Below are 14,025 nucleotides of genomic sequence, written 5' to 3'. Positions count from 1 at the left end.
AACAGAACCAATATTACGGGTAAACAGATCAATTCAAGGCCGGCTTCCAACCTATCTCACACCCCTCTTCACAGACGAACAGACCCGCCACCGCTACAAGCTGATCATTCCGGTAAACCAGAGGCAGTCGCTCCCGCAACCAGGGTTCTACCTGAAGCTCCTGGAGCACTTTTTTCAGGGACTGCGACCTATCCCTTCCCACTGGCTGGCAACGCTCGCCTCCACGTCGAAAACGAACGACGTACTCGTCCTTAGGGACAGAAATCGGCTGGACACAGCCTGCGCTCTCAACCACCAACTCCTGACAACCATCCCAAGGAATTTCCCCATCTGGATCTGGTGCCTGACAAAGTGGTGGCAGCAGATAAATACGCCCTGCAAATCGGCGCAGCTCGCAGTCGCCAAATTCAATGATTGGGGAAGCATCCTCGCGGGCTTCAATTAACTCTCGATGAATACGCTCAAGGCGAACCTGGGGTGGCATGCGATATCCGCGACGCTCACACCAGAAACGAACCAGATTATGTCGTCGGGTGAGTGACAGGGACTTCAGCGACTCCATATCGATACTGACACCCAGTCGCTCCTTACGCTCACCCGCATTAACCAAATCAGCTTCAGCCAGTTCACGGGTTAAATCATCAGTCTGGCGACAGAGGTGTGCAACCTGTGAAAATCGCTCCGCCAGATCCGGCCAGCGCTCCTTCAAAACCGGTACCACCTTGTGACGCAGGAAGTTGCGATCAAAATCCAGCAGCTCGTTGGATTCATCGTGAATCCAATTTAAGTCATGCTCTTTTGCATAACCCTCTAACGTGGCGCGGGGAATATTCAATAGTGGCCGTAGCAACTGTCCTTTGCCCAACCCGCGGTGCTCAGGCATGGCAGCCAGGCCGCGAGGACCGGAACAACGCAACATTCTGTAGAGTACCGTCTCTGCCTGATCGTCAGCATGATGAGCCAGAAGCAGCAGATCACCCCGCCCTAAAGCCGCCTCAAAAATCTGGTAGCGAGCATCTCGAGCTGCCTGCTCAACACCACTCCCACTTTTTTTCAAATCCACTCGAAAGCTTTGCAAATTAACACCAAATTGTTTGCATTGAGTTGAGCAATGGCTTTGCCACTGATCAGCGTTGGGTGAAAGCTGGTGGTTGATATGAAGCGCGGTAACTTTTTGGGCACCGACGAGAGAAACCACCAAGTGCAAAAGCACGTGCGAATCGAGGCCGCCACTGTAACCAACGTAGATATGGTTGGCGGATTCCAAGGCTGGGACGTGAGCAGCAAGATGGTCTGAAGTGAACATGTGGTGAGTTTACACAAAAACAATGTTTGCTGGGGGGGATTACTTATAGCGTGGTGGCGAGCCTGGGCAAGTGCCATATTCTGGACACGCTGTGTATACATCCCTGTAGGCTCGGATGCGACGTCCCTGTCGCATACGGTCCAGAATATGGCACTTGCCCAGACTCTTCATATCAACCCATCTCTTTGACCAGCAACTACCACCCTGAGCGAATTTCCAAAGTAGCTCTTCCCACAGCGTGATAGGTCACGACGATTTGTCAGTTATATGAGGAGTGGCCTGTCAGGCCGCGAGAAGAGCGGGGTCAATTAATACTCTGAGCCATAGAGAGTGAGATCCTTCGCTTTGCTCAGGAAGACAATGGGGAGCTTGGAGCAACCCCAAATTAGAGGCATAAAAAAACCGGAGTAAACTCCGGTTTTTTCCATCAAGCTTCCGGGTTTCCGTAAGCCATCAATCGGTTAAATCGTTTTTCCAGTAACTGGTCAATCGGCACCTTCTTGAGCTCAGTCAACTGGGATGACAGACGCTCACGCAAAGTGGCAGCCATTACATCAATATTGCGGTGTGCCCCGCCCATTGGCTCGGGAATAGTCTCATCGACAATACCCAGCTTTTCCAGATTGTCTGAAGTAACACCCATCGCCTGTGCGGCATCCGGAGCCTTCTCAACCGTCTTCCAGATAATGTTTGCACAACCTTCCGGCGAGATTACAAAGTAAGTGGAATACTGCAGCATATTGAGCTGGTCGCCCACACCAATAGCCAGTGCACCACCGGAACTGCCCTCACCAATAACCGTACAGATCATCGGGGTTTTCAGACGGGACATAACCGCCAGATTCTGGGCAATCGCTTCAGAAATACCACGCTCTTCCGAATCGATACCTGGGTAAGCTCCCGGAGTATCAATCAGAGTGATCACCGGCATATTAAAACGCTCAGCCATCTCCATCAGACGCAGAGCCTTGCGGTAACCTTCCGGCTTGGGCATACCAAAGTTACGGTGAATCTTGTCGCTGACGCCGCGACCTTTCTCTTCACCAATCACCATCACCGGTACACCATTCAAGCGAGCAGTACCACCAACAATCGCGTGGTCGTCACCAAAATGACGGTCGCCATGCAATTCGTCAAAATCAGTAAAAACACGCTTGATGTAATCCACAGCATAAGGACGCTGAGGGTGGCGAGCCACCTGCACCACTTGCCATGGAGACAGGCTGGAGTAGATGCTCTCGGTCAGCTTTTGGGATTTATCCCTCAGCTTGGCAATTTCTTCGGCGATATTGAGGTCATTGTCGTTACCGACCAACTGAAGCTCTTCAATTTTGGCTTCCAATTCGGCGATCGGCTGTTCGAAATCGAGATAATTCAAGTTCATTCGAATGCTTTTCCATCTGTCCTGGCGCTAAGGTGGCGTAATGTACTACTGACGGCTCAATAACGCCAGTTTTCACCGACCCTTGCGGTTGTTTTCGACCATTTTGTGATCATTTTTTACTATTCAGAGCTATCTCGGGGCGGCCTGCGCCCGCCTCCCTTGATAGTAGCCGTTTTCAAACGACCGCCCTCATAGGCAAGCTGTACCTGGTCAGCCCCCAGCGATTCTCTCAGTTGATGCAGTAGATCATCACGTACAGATACCTGCCACTGTTCACCCAGCAATACTTCACCACGGGCTTCGGTGTTGGCACAGCGCACCCGCACTTTGGTGCCTCCACCACTATACGGCGCCAAAAGACTTTCCAGTTGTCTGGCACTTTCGGCATTACGGTTGGCAGGATGATAGCCAATCGTTAACTCCCTGGCGGCAAGATCCCTCGACTCCTCCAGGGTTCTCACAGTTTCGGCACGAATAGCCAAACCACCAGAGAAGTCATCGGCCTGCACTTCGCCTTCGAGCACCAGCACTACATCTTTGGCAATTTTTTCACGGCAGTCGCGGAATCTGTCGGCAAACACCAACGCTTCAATGCGGCCGGTCCGATCGTCCAGTGTCATACTGGCCCACGGCTCGCCCTTCTTGTTCTTGCGAACTCGCATATCCACCACCAGACCTGAAACCACCTGTACTTCTCGTGGCTTCGGGGCCAGACCGGAAAGCCTCGCAGAAACAAACTGATCCAGCTCGCTATCATATTCATCCACCGGATGGCCGGTGAGATAAAGTCCCAGAGTATCCTTTTCGCCAGTGAGCCTCTCTTTGATTGTCAGGGTAGGCACCCTGTTAAAGCTGGCATAACCGATTTCCGGGGCACTCTCGGCAGGAGTTTCACCAAACAGATCACCCATGCCACTGGCAGCGTTGCGAGCACTCTGCTCTGCCAGTTTGACCGCTTCATCAATAGCAGCCAGCATCACCGCACGCGTAACCCCCAGTTCACCTTGAGGACCAATGCTGTCCAGCGCACCAGATCGCACCATCGCCTCAAGCGCCCGCTTGTTAACCTTGCGAGAGTCCACTCGCTGGCAGAAGTCGAACAAATCCTTGAACGGACCGGACTTGCGTGCTTCGAGAATATTATCGATTGGGCCTTCACCCAGTCCTTTGATCGCACCGAGACCGTAAATAATGCGATCCTGCTCGTCCACCGTGAAGTAGAACTCACCGGTATTCACATCCGGCGGCAACAGGGTCAACCCCATTGCCCGGCACTCCTCAATAAAGGTCACCACCTTGTCGGTTTTATCCATATCCGAGGACATGGTGGCGGCCATAAACTGCGACGGATAGTGCGCCTTCAGCCACGCTGTTTGATAGGAAACCAGCGCATAGGCGGCGGAGTGGGATTTGTTAAAACCGTACCCGGCGAACTTTTCCACCAAGTCGAAAATCTTCATCGCCAGTTCGGGATCAACACCCTGACTTTTGGCGCCCTCCTCAAAGGTGGCGCGCTGCTTGGCCATCTCTTCGGGTTTTTTCTTACCCATCGCACGACGCAGCATATCTGCGCCGCCCAGCGAGTAACCGGCCAGGGTCTGGGCGATCTGCATCACCTGCTCCTGATAAACGATTACTCCATAGGTAGGCTCCAGAATCGGCTTCAGCCACTCATGCTGATAAGTCGCATCCGGATAGGCCACTTCAGCCCGGCCGTGCTTACGGTTAACGAAGTCGTCCACCATGCCCGAGTCCAGCGGCCCCGGACGAAACAGTGCCACCAGGGCGATCATGTCCTCGATGTTGTCCGGCTGGAGACGTTTGATCAGGTCTTTCATGCCGCGGGATTCAAGCTGGAATACCGCAGTTGTCTCCGCTCGCTTGAGCAGCTTGAAGGTGTCGACGTCGTCCAGCTCAATAGTGGCAATATCGAGCGGCTCCTGCCCCTGTCGCTGGCGTGCGCTGTTTACCATCTCCAACGCCCAGTCGATGATAGTCAGGGTACGCAGACCAAGGAAGTCGAACTTCACCAGGCCAGCCTCCTCTACATCGCCCTTATCGAACTGGGTAACCAGGCCGCTGCCGGACTCATCACAAAACAGCGGTGCAAAGTCAGTGATACAGGTTGGCGCAATTACTACACCACCTGCGTGTTTACCGACGTTTCGCGCCAGGCCTTCCAACTGCTTGGCCATTTCCCAGATTTCCTGGGCTTCCTCATCCTCTTCAAGGAACTCCCGCAACATTGGCTCAGAATCCAATGCCTTGGCGAGAGTCATACCGGGGTCGGGTGGAATCAGTTTGGAGAGTTTGTCGGCAAGACCATAGGATTTACCCTGAACCCTCGCCACGTCTCGCACCACAGCCTTCGCAGCCATGGTACCGAAGGTGATAATCTGGGATACCGCATCACGTCCGTATGCATCCGCTACATAGCTGATCACTTTGTCGCGGTTTTCCATACAAAAGTCGATATCGAAGTCCGGCATCGACACCCGTTCCGGATTGAGGAATCGCTCAAACAGCAAGTCGTATTGCAGTGGATCAAGGTCGGTAATTTTTTGGGCGTATGCCACCAATGAACCAGCACCGGAACCCCGTCCCGGCCCCACCGGAATATCGTTGTCCTTGGCCCACTGGATAAAGTCCATCACGATCAGGAAGTAGCCCGGGAACCCCATCTGCATGATGATGTTCAGCTCGAACTGCAGACGCTCAAGATAGGGCTTTTTGTCGGCGAGGTAATCCGGGTCGTTTTTATCAAGAATCGACTCCAGACGCCACTCGAGACCTTCGTAGGAGATCTTCTGGAAAAACACATTGGTTCGCAGCATCGCTGCGTATTCAGGCTCCGATTCACGACCAGTCCAGTTAGTCGCCATCGCCTCTTTCGCCTGCTTCTCCATCACCTCATAGGGAATGTGGGTATCGAAAAACGGGTCGCTTTCAAAGTTATCCGGGATCGGAAAATCAGGGAGGTAGTAAGTACCCAGCTCAATATCCAGCGTACAGCGTTTGGCGATCTCAATGGTGTTTTCCAGTGCTTCCGGAATATCGGCAAACAATTCTGCCATCTCTTCCGCCGAACGCAGGTACTGCTGTTCGCTGTACTTGCGTGGCCGACGCGGGTCGTCCAACACTCTACCATCGCGAATACACACCCGCGCTTCGTGGGCGTCAAATTCTTCGGCGTGCAAAAAGCGTACATCGTTTGTCGCCACCACTGGACAACCCGCCTGCCCCGCCAAAGTCACCGCGGCGTGCAAATAGTCTTCTTCCTGAGGGCGTCCGGTACGTTGCAGCTCAAGGTAGTACCGACCTGGAAAATCAGTCATCCACCCTGCCAATAATTGCTCGGCCTGCTGTTGATGCCCCATCAGCAGTTCGCGGCCAACATCGCCTTCGCGGCCACCAGACAGAACAATCAGCCCTTCCGAATACTCCTTTATCCACTCGCGCTTGATCAGCGGTCGCCCTTGCGACTGCCCTTCGCGATAAGCCTTGGAGATCAGTATGGTGAGGTTTTTATACCCCTTTTCATTTTGTACCAGAAAGGTAATCAGGCTCGGTTCCGTATCCGGATCATCCGATGCCAATAGAAAATCACTGCCACCAATTGGCTTAATGCCTGTTCCTTGGGCAGCTTTGTAAAACTTCACCAGACCGTAAAAGTTACAAAAATCCGTTACCGCCACCGCCGGCATCTGCAGTTCGGCCACCCTGCTTACCAGCGGCTTGATCCGCAGCAGGCTGTCCATCAGGGAGTATTCGGTGTGCAGGCGCAGGTGTACAAATGGTGAAGTCATTGGCCGGACTTTTCTCGTTATGCAGGTCTATTCAATCGGCCTGAGAGTGTAACAGTTCAGGGGGGGATGTTCGATAAGGTCATAGCAATCGGGGGGGCAAAGCTCCCCGTCAAATGGCAGTGATCAGCCGCTTACTGGCTATTCATATTTCAACCCCTCTACCGGATCTGTGCCAGCTGCTTTCAGGGTGTGACCAGCTACCGTAAGCGATGCCAGCAAAACGATAACCAGAGGGACATATACAAAAGTAACCAGGCCCAGTGGGATCTGATCGTTGAAATGACTGACAATCTGGTTAGCCAGCAGAAATGCTATTGGGCAGGCCAGTGCCAGGGCAATCCATATCGGCTTGCTAAAGTCCCACAACAGCAACCTGACAATGCGCCAGCTGGAAGCCCCCAGCACTTTGCGAACACTGATCTCCTTACGTCTGTGGCCAAGTGTATATGTGGACATTGCGTAAAGCCCTAACACAGCAATGGCTATGGCGATAAAGGCAAAAACTGCGACACTGGCTAATACCCTTAAAAACACACCAACCAGATAGTCCACGTGTTGCGTGGGTGGTATGTGACCAAGAGTCGTATTTGGTGCAAAATCCTTACACTTTTTCTCCAACTCTTTTACAACCCGAGCAACATGACCTCTTTCAATGCGCACATTAACTCCTCTCACCGCCTGCTCATTGAGCAAATACAAATCTGCACCAATGCTAAACCCCGAAAATATCTGCGGGAATGCACTCACAACACCAACAACTATGAACTCAGTATTTTGCCCAACAAGATGTAGTTTCTGCCCTATAACCTGTTTGCCATTGCTATAGCCAAGTTTGTTGAGGCCAGCTTTACTTAAAATTACTGACCCGCCCCTAGTTTTCGAAGGGTCTGGCGAAATTAACGCCTCATCAGATGGGGTAACTCCATCAAATAGACGGCCAGCCAAAAGATCAGTTTGAATATGTGAAAAAAAGGACTCCTCCACATACCCAAAAGATAGTTCAATTTCCCTATTACTATTTTTCTGGAGAGTAAACCTCTGTCTACCAGTAGACGATATGGGTGATGACACTGACTCGACTTTAGGTACTTGTGCAAGCCAATCCCTCAACACTTCATTCTTCGCCTCTAAGCCCGGCCCACGAAGCAGCATTTCCAAAGCGCCATCCAGATTCGCACCATAGTCAATATTACTCATCTTATGCACCTGTAGCCCCAGAGAAATACATAATGTGAGCAAGAATCCTGCTGCTAAAAACTGGGTAATATTAACAATCCGTAATGCATTGCCTTTTCTTTTTCCGCCCCCTACACCTTGCAGGGCTGCAACGGGTTGCATCCTCGATAGGGTTAGGGATGGATATAGGCCAGACAAAATTGTGGAGAACAACCATAAACCAATTAGTGCAGCGATAAATGACGGGGTTATGTAATTAACGTCTTCCAGATCAGTATTGATCAGATTGCCAAACAATGGAATTACTGCATGTGAAATAACTATTGCCAATAGAATTGACACCAAATTAAGCAACAGCGACTCACTAAGGAACTGGCCAAATATTTGCAAGCGGCCTGCTCCAATTACTCGACGCACTCCAATTTCCCGGCTCCGCTTTAAAAAACGTGCGTTAGAGAAGTTGATAAAATTGACACAAGAAATAGACAGTACTAAAAGCGCCAGCCCAGATAGGACGTAAATAAAAAACCAGGAATCAAAAAGGTTGGTGCCACTGGTGCCAATTTGTAAGCTATCGCCTTTTCTGACCATGTGTGAATTAATGATTGGCCGAAACTGCGAACGCAGGGTAAACTCATATCCCTTCAGTGTTTTATAATCAATACGTTGATTAATCTGCCGCTCCACATCTCCTATCAAGCCATCCGGCTTGAGTTTCACATAAAACAAACCTCTTCGTTGATAATCAGCTTCAGAGACAGGCATACCCAGATCCGAAATAAATATATCCGGTTTTAATTGATGAAGATGGGTGTTTTTAGGAAAATCCTTGAAAACACCTGTGACTGTAATCAATTCGCCTTTCAAACCCAGAGTCTTTCCAAGCGGATTGATATTGCCAAAGTATTTTTTGGTCGCTGTTTCGCTTAGAACAACGGTGCCAGGTTGCTCGAACCGGGGCTGACCTTTTATAAAGGTCACTCCCAAAAGGGGAAAAAAACTGTTATTCGTATAATATATACTTTCAGTGTATGCCTCATTGCCATATGATAACTCCACATTATCACCAGACAGATAAGCCACACTATCCACTACATTCGTAGTTTCAAGAACAGGCTTATACAACTCCAGATTCAGATAATCCCTCCAAGATTTGTCCCGCTCAGGATACTGAACCATTTCTGACAAACGATATATACGCTCAGCATCAGGATAGTCCTGATCATAGCTGAGTATATACATCACATAAGTAAGAATGGTAACCGCGCAGGTTAATCCCAAAGTGAGACCAAGGATACTAATGACTGAGTAGACAGGATCTTTAATTAAATTGCGAAAGGCTGTCTGAAAATAGCTCTGAAACATGCACCATCCCTGTTGTTATTACACCTTTATAGTAGATACCCAAAAAGAAACCAAACTGCCAAGCTATTGCTTGAGCAATTTAGGACATTTGGTTTAGCGTGAAAGTTCAGAATAGTTAAGTGATGCAATGGGGCAACACAGATAAGCGGGTTACGTCAATTAACCACCGATCAACGACAACTGCACCGACTCAGTCATACTGCGCACCGGCTCGAACGAGCGGCGGTGAATAGGGGTTGGTCCCAGCTCTTTGAGGGCATCGGTGTGTTCACGGGTTGCGTAGCCTTTGTGACCGGCAAATCCGTAGCCTGGGTATTGCTCTTCAAAAGCAATCATCTCCCGATCGCGAGTAACCTTGGCAATAATGGAGGCGGCGCCGATTTCAGCAACACGCCCATCCCCTTTAACCACAGTCTCACCGCGATAAGGCCATTTCGGCATTTTGTTGCCATCCACCGCGACATATTCAGGCTGGATATGAAGACCCTGCACTGCGCGGTACATTGCCATCATGGTAGCCTGAAGAATGTTAAAACGGTCGATCTCGGCAACACTTGCACGGCCAATCGACCAGCTTAGTGCCTTGGCGATGATCTCATCGTAGAGTTCATCGCGGCGTTTTTCGGAAAGTTTTTTGGAGTCGTTAAGGCCTTCAATAGGCTGCAACGGATCGAGAATTACCGCAGCAGTTACCACATCACCAGCCAGTGGCCCACGCCCCACTTCATCCACTCCGGCCAGAAGCTGACCGTTGTAATCAACGATGTATGGATCGGTCAGTTTTTGGGTCTGCTTGCTGCGTCTAGCCACGGCTGACCTCAACAGTCTGACCTTCGATTAGAGGCATCAGTGCATCGGCGGCAGCTTCGCTGGCATTTTTGCGCAACAGTTCGTGCAACCGGGTAAATTCGGATTGCAGTTGCTCAACCTGAGCCGGATTATTGAGAAAACCCAGGGCGGCTTCGGTCAGGTTTTCAACCGTTGCATCATCCTGAATCAGTTCAGGCACCAATCGCTTACCCGCCAGCAGGTTTGGCAACGCAACGTGGTCTACTTTCACCAACCGCGAGAAGATCGCGTAGGACATTTTGCCCATACGATAACTCACTACCATCGGTTTCTTCAGTAACATAGCTTCTAAGGTGACAGTACCGGAAGCCATCAATACCAGGTCCGCCGCCGTCATGGCAGTCAGTGACTGGCCATCAATAACTGTGATATCCAGATGTGGATATTGCTGAATCAGCTCGTCAATATGTTGGCGACGATGACTGTTGGCAGCGGGAATAACAAATCGAATTCCGTCAATTTTGGCGGCCAATTCACTGGCAGCATCCAGAAACAACTTACCCAGAGAGGCAACTTCGGAACCGCGACTGCCCGGCATAATTGCCACTAGCGGAGCATCACCCTGCAAACCAAGCTCGGTTCGAGCAGCTTGGGTATCCGGCTTTAACGGCAGGCGATCAGCCAAGTGGTGACCGACACAAGTCTCTGGAACGTTGTGCTGGCGGTAAAACTCGGACTCGAACGGGAATAAAGTCAGAATGCGATCAACATTGCGGGCAATGGTTTTCACCCGCCCCTGTCTCCAGGCCCATACGGATGGGCTGACATAGTGCGCAGTGGCGATACCACAGCGCCTCAGCTTACCTTCCAGATGGATGGTAAAGTCCGGTGAGTCGATACCGATAAACAGCGCCGGTTTGCGATCGCGAAAATGCTTGAACAAGTTACTGCGCATCCGCAGCAGTTCCGGCAGGCGCTTGAGGGGTTCTACCAGCCCCATCACCGATAGGCGTTCCATCGGGTAGAGACTGTTAAAGCCTTCGGCAATCATTTTGTCGCCGCCGACACCTTCAAAAACAGCGTTGGGGTAGCGCTTTTTCAGTGCCGCGATAAGACCGGCGCCCAGCTGATCGCCAGACGCCTCACCGGCCACAATACCGATAACTACAGCAGTTTCGTTCATCAGCGAATAATGCCGCGCTCAGCCGCTTTGATGGTATCAACCATCAACTGGACAGCCTGCTCTTCAGCGGCCATTGACTCCAGCTCAGCTGTGGCCTCTTCCAGAGAAAGACCACGACGGTACAGGGTCTTGTAGGCACGATTGATTTCGCGGATCTGCTCTTTGCTGAACCCGCGGCGCTTGAGCCCTTCCACGTTAACGGTTTTTGGCTCAGCCGGATGTCCGGTAGCCATTACGTAGGCAGGCACGTCTTTGTTTACAAAGGCTGCAGCGCCGATAAAGCTATGGGCGCCGATATTGCAGTACTGATGCACCATTGCGTAACCGGCCAGGATGGCCCAGTCACCGACATTGACGTGCCCTGCCAGTGCCACATTGTTAACCAGAATACAGTGATCGCCAATCACACTGTCGTGCCCCACATGGGCGTAAGCCATAAACAAGTTATGGTTACCAATGGTGGTTTCGCTGCGATCCTGAATGGTACCGCGGTGAATGGTGACACCTTCACGAATGGTGTTGTGGTCACCCATTACCAGTGTGGTTGGCTCACCCTTGTACTTCAGGTCCGGGGTGTCTTCCCCCACAGTAGAAAACTGATAGATGCGGTTATGCTTACCAATAGTGGTTGGCCCCTTGATTACCACATGAGGGCCAATGACTGTACCTTCGCCAATCTCTACGTTGGGACCAATAATGGAAAACGGGCCGACTTCCACATCGTCGGCCAGTTTGGCAGAAGGATCTACAATTGCGCGTGGATCGATCACTGACGCCCCCTTAGACTTTTTTCAGGGCACACATGAGCTTGGCTTCACAAGCCAGCTCTCCATCCACCAGAGCTCGTGTCTCAAACTTCATGATATGGCGTTTTTTGGAGATCAGGCGCGACTCCAGAACCAGCTTGTCACCCGGCACAACCTGACGACGGAAACGGACTTCATCCACTCCGGCGAACAGATACAGGGTGTTCTCGTCCGGCTTTTCACCATCGGTAGTAAATCCGAGAATACCGGATGCCTGGGCCATGGCCTCAACAATCATTACACCGGGGAAAATCGGCGCGCCGGGAAAGTGGCCATTAAAGACCTCTTCATTCACGGTGATGTTCTTGTAAGCGACGATGCTTTCACCAGGGACAACCTCCACAACGCGGTCTACCAGCAGGAACGGATAGCGGTGCGGCAGGTACTCTTTGATTTCATTGATATCCATGCTTTCTCCAAAAGGCGTTCGAACCTCGCCCCGAAGGGCAAGGCGCGAATTATAAAGGAACTGGGAGCGGTGTCTATGTTGGCATTGACACTCAAAAGACAGATAGATGCAGCCCTATTACTGATCCAGAGCTTTTTCCAGCTTGCGAATACGCTTGCTCATATCATCCAGCTGGTTAAAGCGAGCGGCATTTTTGCGCCATTCTCGAATCGGGCTTGTCGGCGTTCCCGCACCATATGCTCCTGGTTCGCTGACGCTTTTCATCATTACCGTGGTACCCGCCACATGGACATTGTCGCCGATATCGATATGTCCTACAGAGCCCGAGCGGCCGGCAAAGGTACAGTTTTTACCAATTGTGGTACTACCTGAAATACCGGTAAACGCCGCCATGGCTGTGTTTTCACCAATTTTCACATTGTGGGCAATCATCACCTGGTTATCGATTTTGACGCCATCGGCAAGAACCGTATCTCCCAGCGCACCACGGTCGATGGTAGTTGAAGCACCGATTTCAACGTTGTTACCGATAACCACGCCACCCAGCTGGTGAATCTTGACCCACTGGCCATTGTCCGGGGCAAAGCCAAATCCATCAGCTCCGATCACAGTGCTGCTGTGAATAATGACGTTATTACCAAGAGTCACACCATGATAGATGGTTACATTGGCTGCCAATTGACAGTTTTCACCGATCACAGTGTTGTCACCAATCACAGTTCCTGCACCAATCTGGCCGTTCGCACCAATAATTACGCCTTCACCAATTACAGCATTCGGTCCAACCGACACACTGGCATCCAGTTGTGCGGTTTCGGCAACCACTGCCGAGGGGTGAATGCCTGCTGGTACTTTTGGCGCAGTATCCAGCAACCCGGATAGCTTGGCATAACCCAAGTAGGGATTTTTCAGCAAAAGTGCATTGCCAGCGTATTTATCCGCCAGATCCGGACTGAGAATCACTGCAGAGGCTTTAGTGGTTTCCAGATAACGCTGGTAGGCCGGATTGGCAAGAAAGGCGATCTGGCCTTCTCCTGCATCCTGCAATGTCGCCAGGCTTTCAATTACACAGCCTGCATCGCCTCTCAGTTCGGCACCCAAGTGGTCGGCCAACTCGGCCAGAGTATATTGGCGGGACATAAAAAGACTCCTTAAAAGCAAAACAGCTTACAGATCATCGACCACTTTCGGTCTAGAACTGTAAGCTGCTAAACAACAGTTACAAATTGAGCTGCTGTTAACGACTGATGTTATTTTTTACCAGCGGTTTTGTTGATGCGGTCAATCAGTTTGTTGGTCACATCAGTAGCCGGACCACTCCACAGCACAGCTTCTTTGCGCAGCAGCAGGTCAATTTTTTCTTCTTTGATCAAGGCATCCAGTTCTGCCAGTGCAACCGGTTGAAGCTCGGCACCAATTTGCTGCTGAATGCTCTGCTGCTCGTTTTTCATTTTCTGCTGAATCAGTTCGATATCAGCGCGCAGGTATTCAACTTCGGTGGTGTAGGATTTCTTCTTTTGATCATCCCAGCTCAGCTGGTTTTTCTCTTTGTCTTCCTGCAATTTTTTAAACTTGGCGACTTTGCTTTCACCTTCTGCCTGAAGGGTAGTCAGGTTTGAGCTAGCCTCCAGGTCTTTGGCACGAGCCTGAGCTGGATCAGATGCAAAGATTGCCTGCATGATATCGCACACGGCAACCTTTTCCTGAGCCATAGCGCCCATGCTAAATACTGCTGCCAATGCAAAAATTACAGATTTCATATTACCCACGTTATATCTCCAATCAAAAAATATTACTTATT

At 50.8% G+C, this 14,025-nt stretch carries 10 protein-coding genes; all 10 read right to left on the bottom strand.

Features of this window, described 5'->3' with window-relative positions:
• Positions 1-28: 28 nt before the first annotated feature.
• On the bottom strand, positions 29-1,306 hold the full coding sequence (gene tilS, locus QP938_05140; GenBank protein ID WIO75298.1) for a tRNA lysidine(34) synthetase TilS: 1,278 nt from the start codon (positions 1,304-1,306) through the stop codon (positions 29-31).
• 427 nt (positions 1,307-1,733) lie between these two features.
• Complete coding sequence (locus tag QP938_05135; protein ID WIO75297.1) at positions 1,734-2,690, bottom strand: acetyl-CoA carboxylase carboxyltransferase subunit alpha; 957 nt, start codon at positions 2,688-2,690, stop codon at positions 1,734-1,736.
• A 119-nt stretch (positions 2,691-2,809) separates the two neighbouring features.
• Positions 2,810-6,496, bottom strand: a complete 3,687-nt coding sequence (dnaE, locus tag QP938_05130) for a DNA polymerase III subunit alpha (protein ID WIO75296.1) — start codon at positions 6,494-6,496, stop codon at positions 2,810-2,812.
• 138 nt (positions 6,497-6,634) lie between these two features.
• Entirely contained in the window at positions 6,635-9,037 is a 2,403-nt protein-coding gene (locus QP938_05125; protein ID WIO75295.1) for an ABC transporter permease, read from the bottom strand.
• Between the two features lie 159 nt (positions 9,038-9,196).
• Complete coding sequence (gene rnhB / locus QP938_05120) at positions 9,197-9,847, bottom strand: ribonuclease HII (protein WIO75294.1); 651 nt, start codon at positions 9,845-9,847, stop codon at positions 9,197-9,199.
• The gene (gene lpxB / locus QP938_05115; GenBank protein WIO75293.1) at positions 9,840-11,009 is read right to left on the bottom strand and encodes a lipid-A-disaccharide synthase; all 1,170 of its coding nucleotides are present in this window, start codon (positions 11,007-11,009) and stop codon (positions 9,840-9,842) included. Before lpxB ends, rnhB begins: the two co-directional genes overlap by 8 nt.
• Positions 11,009-11,779, bottom strand: coding sequence for an acyl-ACP--UDP-N-acetylglucosamine O-acyltransferase (gene lpxA / locus QP938_05110; protein WIO75292.1), 771 nt, complete (start codon positions 11,777-11,779; stop codon positions 11,009-11,011). The genes lpxB and lpxA overlap by 1 nt, the downstream gene beginning before the upstream one ends.
• Positions 11,780-11,789: 10 nt before the next feature.
• Positions 11,790-12,224, bottom strand: coding sequence for a 3-hydroxyacyl-ACP dehydratase FabZ (fabZ, locus tag QP938_05105; protein WIO75291.1), 435 nt, complete (start codon positions 12,222-12,224; stop codon positions 11,790-11,792).
• Between the two features lie 117 nt (positions 12,225-12,341).
• Positions 12,342-13,364, bottom strand: a complete 1,023-nt coding sequence (gene lpxD / locus QP938_05100) for a UDP-3-O-(3-hydroxymyristoyl)glucosamine N-acyltransferase (protein ID WIO75290.1) — start codon at positions 13,362-13,364, stop codon at positions 12,342-12,344.
• Positions 13,365-13,474: 110 nt separating this feature from the next.
• Positions 13,475-13,984 carry an OmpH family outer membrane protein gene (locus QP938_05095; protein ID WIO75289.1) on the bottom strand — a complete coding sequence of 170 codons (510 nt, stop codon included), beginning with the start codon at positions 13,982-13,984 and terminating at the stop codon, positions 13,475-13,477.
• Positions 13,985-14,025 lie beyond the last annotated feature (41 nt).

Source organism: Porticoccaceae bacterium LTM1, from assembly GCA_030252795.1.
Classification (GTDB): domain Bacteria; phylum Pseudomonadota; class Gammaproteobacteria; order Pseudomonadales; family Porticoccaceae; genus SCSIO-12696.
Note: the sequence above shows the minus strand (reverse complement) of the source record. Positions and strands in the feature narration are given on the sequence as shown.